Here is a 20,361-nt window from a genome sequence, read left to right on the forward strand (position 1 = left end):
TGCGGACAAGCCGCTGGACTTCCTGACGCCGGGCGACGAGCCGAACCCGGCGCTGGGCGTGCGCGGGCTGCGGACGCTGCTCGACCACCCGGAGGTGCTGCGCACGCAGCTGACCGCGCTGGCGAAGGCGGCGGAGGGTCTCCCGGTCTACCTCGAGGTCATGGCCCCGATGGTGGCGGACCGCGCCGACGCCAAGGCGTTCGCGGACGCTTGCCGCGATGCCGGGCTGCGGGCGAAGTTCGGCGCCATGGTGGAGATCCCGTCGGCCGCGCTGCGCGCCCGGTCGGTGCTGCAGGAGGTCGAGTTCCTGTCGCTGGGGACGAACGACCTCGCGCAGTACACCTTCGCGGCCGACCGTCAGGTGGGCGCGGTGTCCCGGCTGCAGGACCCGTGGCAGCCGGCGCTGCTCGACCTCGTCGCGCTGTCCGCCGAGGCGGCGAAGGCCGAGGGCAAGAGCTGCGGTGTCTGCGGTGAGGCGGCGTCGGACCCGCTGCTGGCGTGTGTGCTGACCGGTCTGGGTGTCACCTCCCTGTCCATGGGTGCCGCGTCCCTCCCCTACGTCCGGGCGACGCTGGCGAAGTTCACGCTGGCCCAGTGTGAGCGGGCCGCGGCGGCGGCCCGGGCCGCGGACAGTGCCGAGGAGGCGCGCAACGCCGCTCAGGCGGTGCTGTCCGGCGAGTAGGACCGGGTGAGGCCGTTGTCGTGGCCGCCGGTGCGGGGCGTTCCACCTTCGGGTGGAGCGCCCCGCGCCGCGTTCAGTGGTGGTGTCCCGGTGACCTGTGGTCGTCTCCCAGGTCGGGCGGTGCGCAGTAGTCGACGTTGGACTCCGGGGCGATGAGGTCGCCGGATTCCACGTCGGTGCAGTAGGCGTCGAAGACCTCGCCGGCGGTGAGTGGTTCGAGGCCGTAGCCGCGCAGGCGCCAGCCGTGGATGCGGTCGGGGCCGTCAGGCGTGCTGATGCGCATGACGAGCCCGCCGGGGCTGTGGGTGGCCAGGCCGAGGGCGAGGACGCTGGTGAATTCGAGGGCCTCGGCCTCGTCGATGAACGGGGTGCCGTCGAGTTCGTCGTCGGCGTGGAGGACGGAGACGAGCGTTTCCGGAGAGCCCGAGACGCTGCAGACCAGGTGCCGGTTGCCCGGTGGGGCGGTCTCGAGGACGCGCAGGAGGAGGCGCGAGGCTCGGGTGAACGCGGCTCGGCCGAGGTCCTCGCCGCAGGTGGCGCAGCTTCCGAGGTGGGCGAGCAGGTGGGACGCGTACTCCCAGGTGGCCTGGCGGACGGCTTCGTCGACCAGGACGGGGAGGAGGTCGGCGAGTGGCTGGCCCTCGTACGGGACGGTGGGGCCGTTGGCCGCGAGTTCGGCGGTGAATCGGCTGCGGCTGGCGGGGGCGTCGGGGTCGAGGCCCGCCGCCGTGCAGAATTCGGCGTACTCCTCGGGGTCGAAGAGGGCGATCGTGGTGTGGGTGCCCTGTGCTGCTCGTGTTTTGAGCAGGGCTTCCACCTGGTGGAGGTAGGCGGCGTGGTCGTCGAAGGTGAAACTTCGGTAGCGCCGCATGGTGCGGAAGTCGTGTTCGTCGGTGAGCAGTCCGATGGTGCCGGCGATTTCCCGGCGCAGGTCGCGTCGCGTGGTCTGGTCGGTGTGCGCCATGTTTCCCCCTGTGCGCAGTCGATCAATGCTCACTCACAGTAACCGGCGGCACTGACAACGGCGTCGGGGCGGGCGTCGCGGACCGGCCGCCGGTCGCGGCGGCCGGTCGGGCAAGGGCCTGGTCAGGTGCGCTTTCGGGCGAGGTCCTCGTAGAAGTGGAGCAGGTCGAGGTTGTCGATGGAGCCGGGGTTGACCGCCTTCTCCAGTGGGGTGCCCTGGAGGAGGCGCTTGACCGGTACCTCGATGCGCTTGCCCGTCAGGGTGTGCGGGATGCCGGGGACCTCGATGATCTCGTCGGGGACGTGGCGGGGGGAGAGTTGTTCGCGGATGGTCCGCTTGATTCGGGTCAGCAGGGGCTCGTCGAGGGCGGCGCCGGGGGCGAGGTGCACGAAGAGTGGCATCCAGTAGCCGCCGTCGGGCTGTTCGACGCCGATGACGAGGGACTCCTTGATCTCGGGCAGTCGCTCGACGGCCTCGTAGATGTCCGCCGATCCCATGCGGACGCCCTGCCGGTTCAGGGTGGAGTCGGAGCGGCCGTGGATGACGACCGATCCTCGTGAGGTGACGGTGATCCAGTCGCCGTGCCGCCAGACGCCGGGGTAGGTGTCGAAGTAGCTGTCGCGGTAGCGGCTGCCGTCGGGGTCGTTCCAGAAGCGGATCGGCATGGACGGCATGGGGTTGGTGACGACGAGCTCGCCGACCTCGTCGGTCAGGGGCTTGCCGACGGGGTCCCAGGACTGGAGGTCGGTGCCGAGGCCGGGGGCCTGGAGTTCGCCGATGTAGACGGGGAGGGTGGGGACGGCGCCCGCGAAGCAGGAGCAGACGTCGGTGCCGCCGCTGACGGAGGCGATCCACAGGTCGGCGCCGCTCGCGGCGAATTCGTCGTGCAGCCAGCGGAAGCCGTCGGGCGGGAGCGGGGAGCCGGTGGTGGCGACGCACTGGACCTTGGAGAGGTCGTGGTCGCGGGCGGGGTGGACGCCGGCCTTGCGGCAGGCCATGACGTAGGCGGCGGAGGTGCCGAAGAGAGTGGCGCCGGTGCGTTCGGCGATGCGCCACTGGGCGTCCGTGTGCGGGAAGCCGGGGCTGCCGTCGTAGAGGACGATCGTGGTGCCGGTGAGGAGGCCGGAGACGAGGAAGTTCCACATCATCCAGCCGGTCGAGGTGTACCAGAAGAAGCGGTCCTCGGGGCCGAGGTCGCAGTGCAGGCCGAGCTGCTTCAGGTGCTCGACGAGGATGCCGCCCTGCGACTGGACGATGGCCTTGGGCAGACCGGTGGTGCCGGACGAGTAGAGCACCCACAGGGGGTGGTCGAACGGCAGCTCCTCGAAGACGGGGTCCGTGTCCGCGGCCGTCAGTGTTTCCCATTCCAGGGCGCCCTCGGGTGCCTCGCTGCCGAGGAGCGGGATGTGGACCACGGCGCGCAGGGTGGGCAGTTCGCGGCGGAGTTCGGCGACGGTGTCGCGGCGGTCGTGTTCCTTGCCGCCGTACCGGTAGCCGTCGACGGTGAACAGGACGACGGGTTCGACCTGCTGGAAGCGGTCGAGGACGCTGCGGGCGCCGAAGTCGGGGGCGCAGGAGGTCCAGACGCCGCCCACGGCGGCGGTGGCGAGGAGGGCGACCACGGCCTGGGGGATGTTCGGGAGGTAGCCGCTGACGCGGTCGCCGGGGCGTACCCCGAGGGTGCGCAGTTCGGCGGCGAGCGAGCCGACCTGTCGGCGCAGTTCGGTCCAGGTGACGGGGGTGGGTTCGTGGGTCTCGTCGACGTGCAGGAGGGCCGGTTCGTCCGCGCGGGTGGCCGCCGCGCGCAGGGCATGTTCGGCGTAGTTGAGCGTGCCGCCGGGGAACCACTGGGCGCCGGGCATGGAGCGGTCGCCCAGCACGCGCGCGTAGGGGGTCGAGAAGCAGACGTCGAACCATTCGGTGACGGATTGCCAGAAGGTGTCGGGCTCGTCCACGGACCAGCGGTGCAGGGCCGCGTAGCCGCCTTCGGCGGGCGCGCCGTGGTGTGCGGCTGCCCAGTCCTGGAAGGCGGTGATCCGGGCTCGCGCGATGCGTTGCGGATCCGGCTGCCAGAGCGGCTGGGGGTTCTCGGTCGACATGGGCGGCTCCCGGACTGTACGCGTCGTGTGCGTCCTCCGCGCACGGGCTGGGTGTGCGCGTGACACGGCTGCCACGGACGATGCCATGTGATCGTCTTCCGCACCAGGGCGCGGCCCACATAGTCGGCCTCATGAAGATGTGGTGCTGTCACGGGTGAACGGCAGTTGAACGAGACCCGCGCGGGGGCCGGTCGGTGGCAGGGTGAGCAGCATGGACGGTCGTGACCTGGTGCGTTCGATGAAGGCGGTCGGTTCTGCGGGGGCTGCGCACGGGTTGCGTACCGTACGGGCGGCGTGGCGCAGGCGGCGGGCGGATGCGGCGGGGCTGCCGCCGCGGGGCGCGGAGCGTGCCCGGGTGCCGGGGCCGATGCGGGAGGTGGAGCCCGGGCCCGGTGGCGGGGTCGTCCGGTTCGATCGTTCGGAGCTGCGCATCCTCGTGGCCGTGAACGGGGCGGTGTTCTGGGGGTGGGACGGGGCCGGGCCGGAGCCGTCGTACGCGCTCGCGGGCCGCTGTCCGGAGCCCGATCCGCGGGCGGTGCTGTAGCCGGACAAGGACGGCGGCTGGCGGGTGGTGGCCGAGCGGGCGACGGTGGCCGTCTCCCGGCACGGAGCGATCGAGGTCCGTACGCCGGGGGGCGTGGTGCTGCGGCGGGAGCTGCCGCCGCGCTGGTGGGAGCCGGTCGGTGGCGGTCGGGCGCGCTGGACGCAGCGGTCGGAGGTGCCGGCGGACGCCCGGTTCTTCGGGCTCGGTGGACGGTCCTCGGGTCCGCGGCTGCGCGAGGGCACGTACCGGCTGTGGAACGGCGCCGCCGCTCCGGGAACCGATGCGGGTGAGGACCGGTCGTCGGTGACGATGCCGGTGCAGTTGGTGGTGGCGGACGCGGGGACGCATCTGGTGTTCCACGACAGTCCGTGGGACGGGACGGTGGCGTTGCGGGAGGGCGAGGAGGGGGCCGGGTCGGGGCACGACCGGCCGGGGCGCAGTGTGCTGCGGATGGAGGGTGGTCCGCTGCGGTGCTGGGTCGCGGTGGGCACTCCCGCGCGTGTGCTGCTCGCGTGGGCCTCGCTCACCGGGGCGCCGGCCCTGCCGCCGGCGTGGGCGCTCGGTCACCAGCACGTTCGGTCGGGTTCCGGTGACGAGCAGGGGGTCCGGCGGGTCGTGGCCGGTTTCCTGGAGCGTGATCTGCCGTTGGACGCCGTGCACCTGGGCGCCGGGCATCTCGATGGAGGTCAGGTCTTCACCGTGGACGAGGAGCGGTTCCCCAAGTCGGCCGTCCTCGCGGAGGAGCTGCGGCGGGACGGTGTACGGCTGGTGTCGGTCGTCGATCCGGCGGTCCCGGCGGTGCCCGGCAACGCCGTGTACGACGGCGGGGCGGGTGAGGACGTCTTCGTGCGGGACGCCTCGGGGCCGGTCGTGCGCGGGGTGGCGCGGCCCGGGGAGGTCGTGTTTCCGGACTTCACGCGCGCGCGGGTGCGCGAGTGGTGGGGCGGGTGGTACGAGGAGAGGCTCGGTCGGGGGTTCGCCGGGTTCTGGCACGACCTGGACGAGCCCACGTCGTTCGCCGCGTTCGGGGAGCCGACGTTGCCGCGTTCGGCCCGGCACTCGCTGGAGGGCCGGGGTGGCGACCACCGGGAGGCTCACAACGTGTACGCGCTGTGCATGGCCCGCGCCGGGTTCGAGGGGCTGCGGGCTCTGGCGCCCGGGGAGCGGCCGTTCGTCCTGTCCCGATCCGGGTGGGCGGGCATGCAGCGTTACGGCGGTGTGTGGGCAGGGGACGTGGGCGGCGGCTGGCCCGGGCTGCGGGCCTCGCTGGCGCTGGTGACGGGGCTCGGGCTGTGCGGGGTGCCGTACGCGGGGCCGGACGTGGGCGGGGCCGGCGGGCGCCCGTCGCCGGAGTTGTATCTGCGGTGGCTGCAACTCGCCGCTCACCTGCCGTTGTTCCGCACGCGGGGCCGGCGGGAGGCGGGTGGCGGTGAGCCGTGGGGGTTCGGTGCCGAGGTGCTGGAGCACGCGCGCGTGGTGCTCGACGGACGGCGGCGGCTGCTGCCGTACTTCGTGACGCTGGCGCACCTGGCCCGGCGTACGGGCGCGCCCTATGTGCGTCCCCTGTGGTGGTCGAATCCGGAGGAGCGGGCCTTGCGGGACTGCGAGGACGCCTTCCTGCTGGGCGACTGTCTGCTGGTCGCGCCGGTGCTGGACCCGGGGGCGGACCGGCGGGCGGTGCAGCTGCCCCGGGGGCGCTGGTACGACACGGCGACGGAACGGGCGTACGAGGGGCCCGCCCAGGTTCTCGTCGAGGCGCCCGTGGCGCGGATTCCGGTGTTCGCGCGCGCGGGTGCCGTGATCCCGGTGCGCGGGGAGGACGGGGGGACGGTACTCGAGGTCTGGGCGCCCGCGCGGGGGCGGACCGGCGGCGGCCTGGTCGTGCCGGACGCGGGCGACGGCTGGGAGGAACCGGAGATCGAGCGGTACGGCTCGCGTTGGGAGGGGCGGCGGGTGGTCGTGGAGCGGCAGGGCGAGGACGGCGTGTGCGAGCCGTCCCGCCCGGTCCGTGTCCGCGGGCTCGAGGCGGAGCGCTCGGCGCGGACGTAACTGCGGCCCGGATCGGATCCGAAGGTACGGATCAGATGTAGCGGCCCTCGAACCAGGCCCGCACGGCCCGGGTGTGGAGGGGGAAGGCCAGCTCCTCCGCCCTGCGCAGCAGGTGCCATCCCTCGGTCTCGTCCGTGGGGGCGGACGGCGGGAGACCCTCGGCCGACCGTTCGGGGAGGAGGCCGAAGAGCAGCAGGTGGCCGTCGGGCGAGCTCATGGCGTCGATCAGCCGTACGTCGCGGCTCGCCGCGTCGATGCCCGTCTCCTCCTTCAGTTCGCGCACGACGGCCTGCCGCCAGTCCTCCCGGTCGTCGATGTAGCCGCCGGGCAGTGCGACGCCTCCGCGCGCGGGGGACACGGTTCGGGTGATGACGACCAGGGCGGTGCCCTGCGTGTCGTACACGGGCTGGAGGGCGACCGCGACCGGCAGTGGGTTGCGGTAGGCCGCGGTGCCGCACGCCGGGCAGGTGCGGGGCCAGCCGGAGACGCCCTCTCCGTAGGGCGATCCGCAGCTCGAACAGTGGGAGCCGAGCGCGGAGTTGGGAACGGAGGTATGAGTTTCGGACACGCGGCGGACTGTATCCGATGGCTCGGCGGGCGGCTCCGGCAGGCGGCTCAGTGGCGTCCGGCGAGGGACTTGGCGGAGACCGGGAAGTCGAAGTAGGTGTCCGTGTACGGCTCGGGCTTGTACGTGAAGTGCCACCACTCCTCGGGGAGGTTCACCAGGCCGACGTCCTCCAGGGTGTCCTTCAGCAGCAGCCGGTTGGCGCGCTGGGTGCCCTGGATGCGCGGGTCGAGGGTGTGGGAGCGGGTGTCGAAGCAGTCGTAACCGGTGCCCATGTCGACGGAGTTGTCGGGGAAGCGCTCGTCCTGGGGCGCGTAGCAGGGCACCAGGGGCTGTCCGGGGTGGTAGGGCCGGGTGGGCTTCGCCGGGAGCCGTACGAGGGTGAGGTCGACGGTGGAGCCGCGGCTGTGGCCGGACTTCTCGGCGATGTAGCCGTCCGCGAACAGGCGGGTCTTGTCGACCTCCGGGTAGAACTCGGCCTTCATCCTCTGGTCGTCGAGGTCCTCGGCCCAGCGGACGAAGTGGTCGACGGCGCGCTGCGGCCGGTAGCAGTCGTACACCTTGAGGGAGTAGCCCTGGCGCAGCAGGCGGGTCTGGGCCCGGTGGAGGGCTTCGGCGGCGGGGCGGGTGAGGATGCACAGGGGCTGCCGGTAGCCGTCGACGGGTTCGCCGACGAAGTTGTGCCGGGTGACGTAGCGCATCTCCTGGATGATCGTGGGGTCGACGCTTCTCAGGGCCACGAAGTCCTCGGGAGCCTTGGGCTCTTGCTTCGCCTGCGCGGTGGCGGGGGCGGCGGTCACGGCGACCAGGGCGGCGAGGGCGGTGACCAGGCCGCGGAACGCGGTGGAGATTCGTGTCATGTTCCCTGCATCTATCAGGCGGAGGTGGCGCGGGGGAAGTGGGCGGTCTCCCGACACGCCCCGCGTACGCTCCGTGAGCGATGGGGAATCGTGCGTGAACGTCTCATGAACTGGGCCCGGCCGGTCGCCGGTGGCGCCATCCTGCTCCCGTGCGCTCCTGGACGGATACTCTCCGCTTCGCCTTCCAACCGGTGGTCAACCTGATGACCGGCGGGGTCGCGGCGCTGGAGATACTGGCCCGGCCGGAGGGCGGCGACATCCTGGCCGAGGCGCGCCGCGATCCCGGACTCGACGGGCGGCTGGCGGTGTCGGCGTTCCGCGCGGCGGTGCGCCAGGAGACGTTGCTGCCGCTGCACGTCAACGTGTTCGCGGGAACGCTGGCCGACCTGGGTGGCCTCCAGCCCCTGCACGACGCCGTGCGCGAGGCGGGGCGGATGCCCTGGGAGGTGACGCTGGACGTCTGTCCGCCGTACGCGCACGTGCCCCGGCGGGCACTGCTGGAGGCGGTTGCCGCGGTGCGGGGCCAGGGATTCCGCATCTGTGCGGACGGGGTCGGTGACGGTGACGCACCGCTGCGGATGCTGGCGGACCTGGCGCCGGAACTGGTGAAGCTCGACGCCTCGTTGCTGGCGCGGCCCGCGGCGGTGCGGGCGATGCGGGTGCTCTGCGACGAACTGGGGGCGCTGCTGGCCGTCGAGGGCGTGGAGACCGAGTCGCAGTACGCTGCCGCGCGGTCGGCCGGCGCGCAGTGGGCGCAAGGGGAGCTGTTCGCGCCGCCCGCGCGGCTGCCGGCGGCGGACGTGTATGTTCCGCCCGGTTCCCCCGGCGTCCTGCCGGTGCCGCGTTCCGGTCCGTCGGTCCGGCAGTTCGTGCGGCCGGCCGCGCTGTTGCCCGCGACCGCGTCGGCGGGGCAGGTACGGGCGCTGCTGACCGGGGCACCGGACGTGTCCGGGGTGCTGCTCGTGGACCGGAAGGGGGTTCCGGTGCGGTCGGTGCACCGGTCCCGTTTCCTGCTGTCGATGTCGGGGCGATACGGGCACGCCCTGTACGCCGACCGGCCCGCGGCGAAGCTCGGCGACGTGCCGCGGACGGTGGGCGTCGACGCGACGGCCTGGGAGGTGCTGGACGTCGTGGCGGTCGGCGGCCCCGGCCGTACGTCGGACGACGTCGCCGTGGTCGACGCGCACGGACGGTGCGTGGGCGTCGTACGGCTCGCGGATCTCGTGCGGGCGCTGGCGGAGAGCCGGGTGGAGGAGGCGGCCGGACTGAATCCGCTGACCCGGCTGCCCGGCTCGGACGCGATCACGGGTGAGGCGGACCGGCGGATCGCCGAGGGGCGGGCGTTCGCGCTGAGCTGGCTCGACGTGGACCACTTCAAGCAGGTGAACGACCGGGCCGGGTTCGCGGCGGGCGACGAGCTGATCCGCGCGGTCGGCCGGGCGCTGCTGCAGACGGCGTCGGGGGCCACGCGCGTGGGGCACATCGGGGGCGACGACTTCCTGGTGCTCACCGACCCGGAGGAGCTGGATCCGCTGGCCGCCGCCGTGCTGGACGTGCCGTGGTCGGCCGACGGGCGGCCCGTGACGCTGTCCCTGGCGACGGTCCTGTGTCTGCCCGGGAGTGTGCCGGACCATCGGCAGGCGGCGGCCTGCCTGGCCCCGCTGAAGGAGGCCGCGAAGGCGTTGGGCGGGGCGAGTTGGGTGCTGGGCCGGGCGGGTGCGCCGGGGCACGAGGTCCGGCGCGGCTCGAGCCGGGCGGCGGCGCAGACGGGCTGAGGCCGGCGCAGACACGGGCTGAGGCCGGCGCAGACGGGCCGAGGCCGACGCAGACCGGCTGAGGCCGGCGCCCCGCCGGTGGCGTGCGTCCGGGACGGCCGCGGTACGGCTCACGAAACGTTTCGGTCGGCCACCTTGACGCTCCGCGGGCGCCGGTGAACACTTCCGGTGTCAGTCGACATCGCCGTACATCTCGGCGTATTCCGGTACTGCGTCGCGCGGGCTCCTCTGTGCTTCGAGGCCCACTCCCCCACGGGCGGTTCGGCTGCTACGGCACGCTCGTCACTCACGCCCCCTCGGCGCAGGACGCCATGGGAAACGCACCCGTGCGGACCGGGGCCGATCGTCCCGGGCCGGGGCCTAGGAGCCGCCATGAGCAACGGAGACATCTTCGTCGGCGAGATCATCGGTACGGCGATCCTCATACTCTTCGGCGCCGGAGTCTGCGCCGCCGTCACCCTCAGGTACAGCAAGGCCCGGGCGTCGGGGTGGGTGGTGATCGCGTTCGGCTGGGGGTTCGGCGTGCTGGCGGGCGCGTACACCGCGGCCCCTCTCTCGGGCGGGCACCTCAACCCCGCCGTCACCCTCGGGATCGCCGTCGACACGGGTGAGTGGGGCAAGGTCTGGGTGTACGTGCTGGGGCAGTTCGTCGGCGCGATGCTCGGGGCCGTGCTGTGCTACCTCACGTACTTCGCCCAGTTCCAGGCCAACGTACGCAAGACCGGCACCACCGAGGGCACGGCGGACGAGCCCGTTCCGACGCTCGGTGTCTTCTCGACCGTCCCGGAGATCCGGAATCCCGTCGCCAACCTGATGACGGAGATCATCGCGACCGTGGGGCTCGTCCTGCCGATCCTCGCCTTCGGGCTGACGGAGGGGCTCGGCGAGTCCGGGACGCTGGTGCTGATCGTCGCCCTGCTCGTCGTCGGCATCGGCCTCTCCCTCGGCGGACCGACCGGTTACGCCATCAACCCGGCGCGCGACCTAGGCCCGCGCATCGTGCACACGTTCCTGCCGATCCCGAACAAGGGCACCTCCGACTGGAGTTACGCGTGGATTCCGGTGGCAGGCCCGTTGATCGGCGGGGCCCTCGCCGGGCTCATCTACAACGCGGCCTTCTGACCGGCCGCCGCAGCACTCCTCCCTCACCGGCCAAGCCCAAGGGGTAGCCATGACGGACCACTCCGCCAAGTACGTCGCCGCGATCGACCAGGGCACCACCTCGAGCCGCTGCATCGTCTTCGACCGGAACGGCGCGATCGTCGCCGTGGACCAGCGCGAGCACCGCCAGATCTTTCCCAAGCCCGGCTGGGTGGAGCACGACGCCACCGAGATCTGGGCCAAGGTGCAGGCGGTGGTCGCGGGAGCACTCGCCAAGGCCGGGCTGCGTGCCGATCAGCTCAGCGCGCTGGGCATCACCAACCAGCGCGAGACGACGGTGCTGTGGGACCGCGCGACCGGCAAGCCCGTGCACAACGCCATCGTGTGGCAGGACACGCGTACGTCCGGGCTGTGCCGCCAGTTGGGCGGGACGGACGGGCCGGACCGTTTCCGCGAGCAGACCGGGTTGCCGCTGGCCAGCTACTTCTCCGGGCCGAAGGCGGCCTGGCTGCTCGACAACGTGCCCGGTCTCAGGGCTCGCGCCGAGCGGGGTGAGATCGCCTTCGGCACCATCGACTCCTGGCTGATCTGGAACCTGACCGGCGGCACCGACGGCGGTAGGCACGTCACGGACGTGACCAACGCCGGACGCACCATGCTGATGAACCTCCGTACCCTGGAGTGGGACCCGGCCATCCTGTCGGCCATGGACATCCCCGAGGCCGTACTCCCCGAGATCAGGTCCTCCGCCGAGGTGTACGGCACGGCCGTCGGGCAGCCGGCCGGCGTACCGGTGGCCTCCGCCCTGGGCGACCAGCAGGCGGCCGTGTTCGGGCAGGCCTGCTACGACGTGGGCACGGCGAAGAACACGTACGGCACCGGCAGCTTCCTGCTGCTCAACACCGGTGAGCGGCCGGTGCCGTCGAAGAACGGGCTGCTGACCACGATGGGCTACAAGATCGGCGACGAGCCTCCCGTCTACTGCCTGGAGGGGTCGATCGCCATCACCGGCGCCCTGGTCCAGTGGTTCCGCGACCAACTCGGCATCATCCGCAGCGCCGACGAGATCGAACCGCTGGCGGCGAGCGTGGCGGACAACGGAGGCGCGTACATCGTGCCCGCCTTCTCTGGACTGTTCGCCCCCTACTGGCGCTCGGACGCGCGCGGGGTCGTCACCGGGCTCACCCGGTACGTCACCAAGGCGCACCTCGCGCGGGCGGTGCTGGAGGCCACGAGCTGGCAGACGCGCGAGGTCGTGGACGCCATGTACCAGGACTCCGGGGTGCGCATCACGACCCTGAAGGTCGACGGCGGCATGACGGGGAACGGTCTGCTGATGCAGCACCAGGCGGACGTCCTGGGCGTGCCGGTGATCCGGCCCCGGGTGTCCGAGACGACCTGCCTGGGCGCCGCGTACGCGGCCGGGCTGGCCACCGGTGTGTGGAACGGCCTCGACGAGCTAAAGGCACACTGGCGCCCGGACGTCGAGTGGACGCCCGCCATGGAGGCGTCGGCGCGGGACCGGGAGTACCGGAACTGGCGCAAGGCGGTGGAGAAGAGTCTCGGGTGGATGGAGGACGGCGACGCCTAGCCGGCGTGCGGGCTCGGGGCACGCGCGCGTGCGGCACGTTTCCGTGCCCCGGGGCCGTCAGGTCGTGACGGCCCGGCGGCGGTCCGCGGCCTGGGCCATGGCGTGCTGCACCACGCCGATGAGGGTCTCCTTGACCGACTCCCGGTCGCGGGCGTCGCACATCACCAGGGGCACGTCGGCGTCCAGGTCCAGGGCCCGGCGGACGGTCTCGGCCGGGTAGCGGGCCGCTCCCTCGAAGCAGTTGACGCCGACCAGGAACGGGATGGAGCGGCGTTCGAAGTAGTCGATGGCGGCGAAGCAGTCCTCCAGGCGGCGGGTGTCGGCCAGGACGACGGCGCCGAGGGCGCCCTCGGAGAGCTCGTCCCACATGAACCAGAACCGTTCCTGGCCGGGCGTGCCGAAGAGGTAGAGGACGAGGTCCTCGCGGAGGGTGATCCGCCCGAAGTCCATGGCGACGGTGGTGGTGTGCTTGCCCTCCACCCCGCTGACGTCGTCGACGGGCCGGCCCGCCTCGGTGAGCAGTTCCTCGGTGCGCAGCGGCCGGATCTCACTGACCGCGCCGACGAGGGTGGTCTTGCCGACGCCGAAGCCGCCTGCCACCAGGATCTTGAGCGTGACGGGCTCGACCGGCGGCTTGCCGCGCTGAGAACGCCCGAAGATCATCGCTTTCTTCTCCTTAACGTGCCACTTGCCGCGGCCCCGGGCCCGTTCACAGTGCCCTCAGCCCATTGATCACGTCGCGCAGGATGCCCTCGTCCGGCAGTTCGGCCGGCGGCACGGGCCGGTTCACGTGGACCAGTTCACTGTCCACGAGGTCGCCGACCAGGACCCGCACGACCCCGACGGGCAGGTCCAGTTCGGCGGCGAGTTCGGCGACCGACTGGGGGGCCTGCCGGCACAGTCCGACGATGTCCACGTGCTCCGGGGAGAGCGTGACGTCCGCCTCCGGGTCGTCCACGTGGGGTTCCGTGACGACGACCGCGATCAGGTCGAGGCGGTGCTGGCCCACGCTGGTGGTGCGGCCGCGCGTCATGGCGTACGGGCGGACGACGGGGCCGGCCTCGTCGTCGAACCAGTGGTTTCTTCCCTGACCGTCTGCGCTCATGTCATCCCACTTACCCACCCGAGGGCAGATCGGTGCGCGGGGCGGTGCCCAGGTGCGCGCCGACCCGCTTGACGAGGAGGGTCATCTCGTAGGCGACCAGGCCGACGTCGGAGTCGGCGTCCGAGAGGACGGCGAGGCAGCTGCCGTCGCCGGCGGCGGTGACGAACAGGAACGCGTCGTCGAGTTCTACGACCGTCTGCCGGACGCTGCCCGCCTCGAAGTGGCGGCCCACGCCCTTGGCGAGGCTGTGGAAGCCGGACGCCACGGCGGCCAGGTGCTCGCTGTCCTCCCTGGTCAGGTCCTTGGACGCGCCGGTCGCCAGTCCGTCTCCGGACAGGACGACGGCCTTGCGGACGCTCGCGACACGGTCCACCAGGTCGTCGAGGAGCCAGTTGAGCTCGCCGGACTTGGTCGTGGTCTGGCCGGTCGCCTTCGGTGCGGTCATCGACCGTCCCCCTTTGTCGTTCCTCGTGGTGCTTGTGGTGCTGTGCCGCCGGGGACGTCGTCACCCGTGGCGTTCTCCCTGCGGCCGCGCTGCCAGCCGCGCTGGAGCGAGGCCATGCGGCTGCGTACCTCCTCGGCGTCCCGGTCGGTGGGGTCGGGGCGGTCGTCGGCCGGTGTTCGGGCGCTCTGCCTGAGCTGCGGGGCCAGACTGGCCTGCCGTACGCGCCGGGGCAGGGCACCCGCGCCGGGTTCGGCGTCGGGCGACGTGCCCGGGAGGCCGGGCGCGTGACGGGCGCCCCGGTTACGGTGCTCGCCGTCGTCGGTCGACGATCCAGCACGCTCGGGTGACGCGCCGCGGCGTCGGGCCGGGAGGGACGGCAGCGCTTCGGGATCCGTCCGGTCCGCGTCCCGGCCGTCCCGGACGCCGGCGCGGTTCTCGGTGCGGTCCTCGCGCCGGCGGCGGGCCGGCAGCGCGGGGGGTTCGCCCGGTCGTCCCTGCGTCGTTGCCCGGCCCTCCCTCGTCGAGGTCCGGGCCGCCCTCCGGCCCGAGTCCTCCACGGGCGTCTCGTCCGCGTCGTCGCGGGCCGTCCGTTCGGGGACCGGCCGCCCGTGCGAACTGACCAGCTTCGGAGTCCTGCGGCGGGGCAGCGCGACCGGCCCGTCCGCGCCCTCGTCCTCGCGCGCGGGCGACGCGCCGTCGTGGTCCCGGTCCTGACGTCCCCGTTCCGTGCGGCGGGCCGACGCGTCGTCGTCCGCCGTGACGAGGGAACGGCGCGGGCGGAACAGGCCGCCCCGTTCGCTGTCCTGGTCGCCGAGCCCGCCCGGCAGGTCGTCGAGGGCGTCCAGGTCGACGGGCGCCTCCAGTTCCACCGGCCCGTCCAGCAACGGCGACGTCCGTCCGGGCAGCCGTGCCGGGACGTGGGCGAGGGCGGAACGGCGGCTCTCCTCCCGCTCCTTCCCGGCCGCGTGCTGGGGGCGGTCGAGCCGGAAGCCGACGCCGTTGGTGTCGGGGGCGTCGTCCGTCAGGAGCGCGTCGGGGACGAAGACGACCGCCGTGGTGCCGCCGTAGGGGGAGGGTTGCAGGGACACCCGGACGTTCTGCCGCTGGGCGAGCCGGCTGACCACGAACAGGCCGAGCCGGTCGGTGTCGGACAGCTCGAACTCCGGGGTCTCGGCGAGCCGGAGGTTGGCGTCGAGGAGCGCGTCGGCCGCCATGCCGAGGCCCCGGTCGTGAATCTCCAGGGTGAAGCCGTTGGCGACGCGCTCACCCAGGACCTGCACCGCGGTGTGCGGCGGGGAGAACACCGTGGCGTTCTCCAGGAGTTCGGCCACGAGGTGGGTGAGGTCGGCGACGGCCGGGCCGGTGACGGCGATACGGGGCAGCCGGCGTACCTCGATGCGCTCGTAGTCCTCGACCTCGGCGACGGCGGCCCGCACCACGTCCATGAGCTGGACGGGCTTGCGCCACTGCCTGGAGGGGGCGGCGCCGGAGAGGATGACCAGACCCTCGGCGTGCCGGCGCATACGGGTGGTCAGGTGGTCGAGGCGGAAGAGGTCGGCGAGTTCCTCGGCGTCCTCGGTGCGGCGCTCCATGGTGTCCAGCAGGGTGAGCTGCTTGTGCAGCAGCACCTGGCTGCGGCGGGCGAGGTTGACGAAGACCTCGGAGACGCCGGCCCGCAGGCCGGCCTGCTTGACGGCGGCCTCCACGGCGGCGCGCTGGAGGGTGTTGAGGGCCTGGCCGACCTCGCCGATCTCGTTCTTGTCGTATTCCAGGCGGGGCACCTCGGTCTCGACGTCCACCTCCTCGCCCGCCGAGAGGCGGCGCATCACGCTGGGCAGGCGGACGCCGGACGCCTCGAGGGCCTCCAGGCGCAGCTGCCTGAGGTCGCGGATGAGGGAACGGCCGACGCGCACGGAGAGGAAGAGGGAGAACAGCAGGGCGATCAGGCCGAGTGCGCCGGCGATGACCACCTTGGCGATGGTGTTCGTCGCGACCGGGTCGACGCGGTCCTGGTAGCGCTCGGCGGCTTGGTCGTCGAGGTCGCCCAGTTCGTCGAGGACGCTGCCCGCGGCGGTGTCCCAGCTCTTGGCGGTGACGCCGCGGGGCGCGCCGGCCTCGGTGGCGACGGCCGCCTCCTCGGCGGCCCGCAGGGGGGCGGAGGAGGCGTTCTGCCAGAAGCGCTGGTAGCGACCGCGTTCGGCGGCGGGCAGCAGCGGGAGGTTGATGTCGTACATCACCGTCCGCTGGGCCACGAGGTCGGAGACGTCCCGCGTCTCGGCGCGGGTGAGCCGGCCGGTGACCAGGGCGGAGCCGAGGAGGGCGTCCTCGCGGGAGAGCAGTTCGCGCGCGCGGGAGACGTTGACGAGTGCGCGGTACTGCTTGTCCAGGTTGACGTCGTCGACGACGTGGAGGTTGGCGAGCAGTTCGTGGCAGGGGTCGACGAGCCGGTTGTAGAGGCCGAGGGCCTGCGCGCGGTCGACGGTGCCGTCCTCGACGCTGCGGCGCAGCGAACCGATGCCGTCGAAGGCGTCCAGCACGGCGGTGAGCCGCTCCTCCTCGGCCTGGCCCATCGCGTCGCGGACGTCGGCGTTCGCGGCGCCCCGGCGGATCTCGGCGAAGGCCTCGTCGGTGGCGGTGCGACTGCGCTCCAGGGCGGCCAGGCCGTCGGAGGCACGCGGGTCGGCGAGGTGGACGAGGGTCTGGCGGCGTTCCTGCTGGAGGACGCGGATGGTGTCCTCGACCGGGTAGCCGATCTCCTCTACGACGGTGGTGACGTCGAACAGGCGGCTCGCCTCGCGTCCCGTGAGCACCGTTGCGAAGCCCCAGATCGCGGTCAGGGACACCAGCGGCACGAGAAGCAGCGCCACGATCTTCCGGCGGATCGACTTCCCGCGAAAGCGCATGGCCTCCCCCAGCTCGTCCCCCACCGGCAGGGGGTACACGTGTGCGTCAACAAACGGCGCGAGCCTACTACTGCCGCACAGGTAACTCGAAGACACGTCCGGAATTCGAGCCTCCGCACCTGCTTGCGGCGATGGCCAGTTGTCCGGTCATTGCGGGAGATTGCCTCCCGGGCCCTGTCGGTGGGTGGCGAGGAACCCTCTTCGGGCGGAGCGGGTGGGTTGGCCGGATTTTTTCGACCGGCCGTGATTTCCGGGAATCTTGAGCAGCCGTCGTTCGTCCTTCACTACGGGAAATGGAGGCGGAATCGGCCACAGGAGCCGCATCCCGCCCCCGGGCGGCGTAAAGCAGCGCAAGCCGGGCAGCCAGAGGGGAGCCGTGTCCTCGGACACGGGCGAGCTGTCTGCAGGCGGTGGGGAGTGACATGTCGATGGGCACGGCGGAGCGGCGCAGGGCGCCCGAGGACGGTGGTGCGGCCGGGTCGACGGCCCGCTCGGTCCGCGAGGCGCCGGATGGCGACATTCCGGCGGCCGGGCCTGACGCGTCGGCGCGGGAGCTGCCGGCCCGGGCGGACCGGTCCGAAGAGCGGGAAGAGCAGTCGGCCTACCGGCCGTTGTGGACGGAGGAGCCGGCCCGGCGGCGTCGGCTGCCGGATCCAGTGCGTACGGCGGCCGTGCGGGCGGTGCTGGTCGTGGCCGTGACGCTGATATCGGCGATGGTGGCCTTCCTGTGCACGATGGCGGGGTCATGGCTGGCGTTCCCCATGGTGATCGGCAGCGTGGCGGGGACGGTGGTGGCGACGTGGGGCGTGCTGGACGTGTGGGTGACCCGCCAGGTCTGGAACCAGCGGCACGGTGTGGTGTCGGTACCGAGCAGCACCGCGCGGGCCGTGCGACGTGAGCGACGGCGGGCGAGGCGGCGGGCTCGGTCCGCGGAGCGCGCCCAGGAGCGGATACGCCGGCAGGGCGGCACGGGGCAGTTGTCACACCCGTGAGCCGGCCGGTCCCCTGTGCAGGGCCGGTTCATGGCGTGGCGGGCCGTACGAGTTCGGCTTCGCGGGCGAGTTCGGCCTCGCGGGCGAGTTCGCGCCGGGCGCGCATGAAGGGGCGCGGACGGTCCACGGCGAGCACCGCGGTCGTGCGGCCGTCCCGTTCGTAACGGGCGAGGAGACCGTCCCCGTCCGGTGCGCCGTCGGTGAGCCCGCCCTCGGCGACGCGGACGGTGTCCCCGGCCAGGCGCCGGCCGGCGAACTGGATGCGGGCGCCGTACTGGTCGGACCAGAAGTACGGCACCGTCCTGGCGCTCCGTGCGGTGCGCCCGGCGAGCAGGTTGGCCACGGCGGCGCGGGGCTGCTGTGTCGCGGAGGTCCAGTGCTCGGCGCGGGCTCCGCCGACGCGGGCCACGTCACCGACGGCGACCACCTGAGGGAGGCACGTCACGCAACCGTCGTCGCACACGACCCCGTCGTTCAGCACCAGTGGCGAACCGGCCAGCCAGGCTGTGTTGGGCGCGGCGCCGATGCCGACGACCACCACGTCCGCCGGCAGGGTGCGGCCGTCGGAGAGTTCCACGGCGGTGACGGCGACCGTGCCGTGCAGCGCGGCCACGGACGCGCCGGTCACCAGTTCCGTGCCGCCGCGCCGGTGCAGCCCGGCGCACACGGCGGCCATTTCGGGGCCGAGTTGGGGGACGAGTGGCAAGGGGGCGGCCTCGACCACGGTGACGGCGTGGCCGAGGGCGGCGCACGAGGAAGCGGTCTCCGCGCCGATGAAGCCGCCTCCGACGACGACGACCCGGCGGGGGCCGCGGGTGAGCTCCGCGCGCAGCGCGCGGGCGTCGTCCAGGGTCCGCAGGGTGTGGACGCCGACGAGGTCGGGGCCGGTGAGGCGCCGGGCCGACGCTCCGGTGGCGACGACGACACCGTCGGCGGGCACGGTGCGGCCGTCGTCGAGCAGCACCGTACGGCCGCGGGCGTCGAGGCCGCGGGCGCGCACGCCGAGCAGCCACTCCGCGTCCAGGCCGGCCGTCTCCTCGGCGTCGGTGAGTGCCAACTGGTCCTCGTCGGCCCGGCCGGTGAGGAAGTCCTTGGAGAGCGGAGGGCGGTCGTAGGGGCGATGGGGCTCGTCGCCGACGATCACCAGGCGGCCGTCGAAGCCCTGGGCCCGCAGTTCCCGGGCGGCGTAAAGACCGGACAGGGAGGCGCCGACGACGGCGACGGTCCTCATGCGGCGCTGCCCTCCTCCGCGGCGACACCGATGTGGATCACGCCGCCCTCGACGGTGACGCGGTGGGTGCGCACGGGCCTGCGGGCCGGGAGGCAGGTCGGCATGCCCGTGCGCAGGTCGAACGAGGCGGCGTGCAGCGGGCACTCGATCAGGCAGCCCTCCAGCCAGCCCTCGGAGAGGGAGGCGTCCTGGTGGCTGCACGTGTCGTCCATGGCGTAGAGGTCGCCGTCGTCGGTGTGGAAGACGGCGATCGGCGGAGTGGTGGCGACACGGACGGACTCGCCCTTGGGGAGGTCTTCGAGACGGCAGACGGGAATCATGGGCTCCCCTCTCAGTACGGACCGCGGTGGGAAGGGGACGGCGCGCGTACCCTTCCGCGATCCGGACGCTTCGGTAACATGATGTTTCACATGGCGCACTGGAGAGCGCTATGCGCAACAGAATCCGGGCGGGCGCCCGTGACGTCAAGGGCTTCCCGCAGACGCGGCCCGAAAGGGTCCGCCGGGTGGTGGGAGTCGAGCCATGCCCCGCACAAAGAATCAGCCCGACCAAGATGAGGATCACGTGGAGAACAAGCAGGCCGGCAGAGGCGCGGCCGGCGGCGTGCAGTCGGTGGACCGTGCCGTGAGCGTGCTGGAGATCCTCGCCCGCCTCGGCGAGGCGGGCGTCACCGAGATCGCCGACGAACTGGAGGTGCACAAGTCCACCGCGTTCCGGCTGCTCGGCGTCCTGGAGAACCGCGGCCTGGTCGCCCAGGAGAAGGAGCGCGGCAAGTACTACCTGGGGGCGGGCGTGCTGCGCCTCGCGGGGGCGGCGGCGGTGCGGCTGGACATCTCGCAGGAGGGCGTGCCCGTCTGCCGCGAACTCGCCGACGAACTGGGCGAGACGTCGAACATCGCGGTGCTGGACGACGACGCGGCGGTCAACATCATGCAGGCCCGAGGCACCGCTTCGGTGACAGCGCAGAACTGGCTCGGCCGGCGCACCCCGCTGCACGCCACCGCCAGCGGCAAGGTGCTCCTGGCCCATCTGCCGACCACCCTGCGCGAGGGCCTGCTGGCCCGCCCCCTGCACCGGTTCACCGAGCACACCGTCACCGGCGCGGCGGTGCTGCGCGGCGAGCTGGCGACCGTGGCGGAGCAGGGCTACGCCATCACGCAGGAGGAACTGGAGATCGGGCTGGCCGCGGTGGCGGCGCCCGTGCGCTCCCACGACGGCAAGGTGATCGCCTCGATCAGCGTCTCGGGCCCGGTGTACCGGCTGACGCCACAGCGGCTGCCGGAGCTGGCCGAGCGCGCCCTGGCGGCGGGGGTAGAGCTGTCCCGCCGCATGGGGTACGGCAGCTGACCCGGCACACGCCCGTGTGGCGCGGCACGTCCGGCGAGGGGTTGGCCCGAACCCCTTGACGGCCGCTCTCCGCCCTTCCCACTATGTTCCTCATAGCGCAACCCATCG

Annotated in this window: 16 protein-coding genes and 1 pseudogene (1 of these 17 cut by a window edge); 7 read left to right on the forward strand and 10 right to left on the reverse strand. The window is 72.8% G+C overall.

Translation table 11 applies throughout. From position 1 onward, the window contains the following. Positions 1–682, forward strand: the final stretch of a protein-coding gene (ptsP, locus tag ACLIN4_RS05800) for a phosphoenolpyruvate--protein phosphotransferase (protein WP_100047017.1). 989 nt of this gene lie to the left of the window's left edge; 682 of the gene's 1,671 nt are visible here — the last part of the coding sequence; its start codon lies off the left edge, out of view; it ends in the stop codon at positions 680–682. Between the two features lie 73 nt (positions 683–755). Here ptsP and ACLIN4_RS05805 read toward each other — a convergent pair whose 3' ends face one another. Then, positions 756–1,646 (reverse strand): hypothetical protein, encoded by an 891-nt coding sequence (locus tag ACLIN4_RS05805; protein ID WP_107480107.1) that lies wholly within the window; start codon positions 1,644–1,646, stop codon positions 756–758. 122 nt (positions 1,647–1,768) lie between these two features. Beyond that, positions 1,769–3,745, reverse strand: coding sequence for an acetoacetate--CoA ligase (locus ACLIN4_RS05810; RefSeq protein WP_411575553.1), 1,977 nt, complete (start codon positions 3,743–3,745; stop codon positions 1,769–1,771). Between the two features lie 211 nt (positions 3,746–3,956). Here ACLIN4_RS05810 and ACLIN4_RS05815 point away from each other — a divergent pair. Then, positions 3,957–6,338, forward strand: a pseudogene (locus ACLIN4_RS05815) (glycoside hydrolase family 31 protein). A gap of 31 nt (positions 6,339–6,369) precedes the next feature. Here ACLIN4_RS05815 and ACLIN4_RS05820 read toward each other — a convergent pair. After that, positions 6,370–6,906, reverse strand: coding sequence for an NUDIX domain-containing protein (locus ACLIN4_RS05820; protein ID WP_290014829.1), 537 nt, complete (start codon positions 6,904–6,906; stop codon positions 6,370–6,372). Positions 6,907–6,953: 47 nt separating this feature from the next. Next, positions 6,954–7,763 (reverse strand): M15 family metallopeptidase, encoded by an 810-nt coding sequence (locus ACLIN4_RS05825; RefSeq protein ID WP_290014831.1) that lies wholly within the window; start codon positions 7,761–7,763, stop codon positions 6,954–6,956. 149 nt (positions 7,764–7,912) lie between these two features. Here ACLIN4_RS05825 and ACLIN4_RS05830 point away from each other — a divergent pair, with 149 nt between their 5' ends. The 3 genes from ACLIN4_RS05830 (at position 7,913) to glpK (ending at position 12,230) form a co-directional block, all read left to right on the forward strand. Then, the gene (locus ACLIN4_RS05830) at positions 7,913–9,538 is read left to right on the forward strand and encodes a GGDEF domain-containing protein (protein WP_289911207.1); all 1,626 of its coding nucleotides are present in this window, start codon (positions 7,913–7,915) and stop codon (positions 9,536–9,538) included. A 372-nt stretch (positions 9,539–9,910) separates the two neighbouring features. Further along, positions 9,911–10,660, forward strand: coding sequence for an MIP/aquaporin family protein (locus ACLIN4_RS05835; RefSeq protein ID WP_107480237.1), 750 nt, complete (start codon positions 9,911–9,913; stop codon positions 10,658–10,660). Between the two features lie 49 nt (positions 10,661–10,709). After that, positions 10,710–12,230 carry a glycerol kinase GlpK gene (gene glpK / locus ACLIN4_RS05840; RefSeq protein WP_289911208.1) on the forward strand — a complete coding sequence of 507 codons (1,521 nt, stop codon included), beginning with the start codon at positions 10,710–10,712 and terminating at the stop codon, positions 12,228–12,230. A 57-nt stretch (positions 12,231–12,287) separates the two neighbouring features. Here the strand turns inward: glpK and ACLIN4_RS05845 are convergent, their stop codons facing one another. The 4 genes from ACLIN4_RS05845 to ACLIN4_RS05860 are packed head-to-tail and all read right to left on the reverse strand — an operon-like array spanning position 12,288 to position 16,683. Then, complete coding sequence (locus ACLIN4_RS05845) at positions 12,288–12,893, reverse strand: GTP-binding protein (RefSeq protein WP_107480236.1); 606 nt, start codon at positions 12,891–12,893, stop codon at positions 12,288–12,290. A 46-nt stretch (positions 12,894–12,939) separates the two neighbouring features. Continuing rightward, a complete protein-coding gene (locus ACLIN4_RS05850) occupies positions 12,940–13,335 on the reverse strand; it encodes a DUF742 domain-containing protein (protein WP_100048134.1) in 396 nt (131 codons plus the stop codon). Between the two features lie 10 nt (positions 13,336–13,345). After that, positions 13,346–13,780, reverse strand: coding sequence for a roadblock/LC7 domain-containing protein (locus ACLIN4_RS05855; protein ID WP_107480235.1), 435 nt, complete (start codon positions 13,778–13,780; stop codon positions 13,346–13,348). Further along, entirely contained in the window at positions 13,777–16,683 is a 2,907-nt protein-coding gene (locus ACLIN4_RS05860) for a nitrate- and nitrite sensing domain-containing protein (RefSeq protein ID WP_411576737.1), read from the reverse strand. Before ACLIN4_RS05860 ends, ACLIN4_RS05855 begins: the two co-directional genes overlap by 4 nt. Before the next feature lie 422 nt (positions 16,684–17,105). On the opposite strand from ACLIN4_RS05860, the gene ACLIN4_RS05865 reads away from it, so the two are divergent. Next, on the forward strand, positions 17,106–17,675 hold the full coding sequence (locus tag ACLIN4_RS05865; protein WP_107479891.1) for a hypothetical protein: 570 nt from the start codon (positions 17,106–17,108) through the stop codon (positions 17,673–17,675). Positions 17,676–17,703: 28 nt separating this feature from the next. Here the strand turns inward: ACLIN4_RS05865 and ACLIN4_RS05870 are convergent, their stop codons facing one another. Together ACLIN4_RS05870 and ACLIN4_RS05875 are read right to left on the reverse strand one after the other, a co-directional pair. Next, on the reverse strand, positions 17,704–18,906 hold the full coding sequence (locus ACLIN4_RS05870) for an NAD(P)/FAD-dependent oxidoreductase (RefSeq protein ID WP_107479890.1): 1,203 nt from the start codon (positions 18,904–18,906) through the stop codon (positions 17,704–17,706). Continuing rightward, positions 18,903–19,226 carry a bifunctional 3-phenylpropionate/cinnamic acid dioxygenase ferredoxin subunit gene (locus tag ACLIN4_RS05875; protein WP_107479889.1) on the reverse strand — a complete coding sequence of 108 codons (324 nt, stop codon included), beginning with the start codon at positions 19,224–19,226 and terminating at the stop codon, positions 18,903–18,905. The genes ACLIN4_RS05870 and ACLIN4_RS05875 overlap by 4 nt, the downstream gene beginning before the upstream one ends. Positions 19,227–19,509: 283 nt before the next feature. Here ACLIN4_RS05875 and ACLIN4_RS05880 point away from each other — a divergent pair, with 283 nt between their 5' ends. Then, on the forward strand, positions 19,510–20,253 hold the full coding sequence (locus ACLIN4_RS05880; protein ID WP_107479892.1) for an IclR family transcriptional regulator: 744 nt from the start codon (positions 19,510–19,512) through the stop codon (positions 20,251–20,253). Positions 20,254–20,361 lie beyond the last annotated feature (108 nt).

This window comes from Streptomyces mutabilis (genome assembly GCF_046628145.1).
In the GTDB taxonomy this organism is placed as follows: Bacteria; Actinomycetota; Actinomycetes; order Streptomycetales; family Streptomycetaceae; genus Streptomyces; species Streptomyces mutabilis.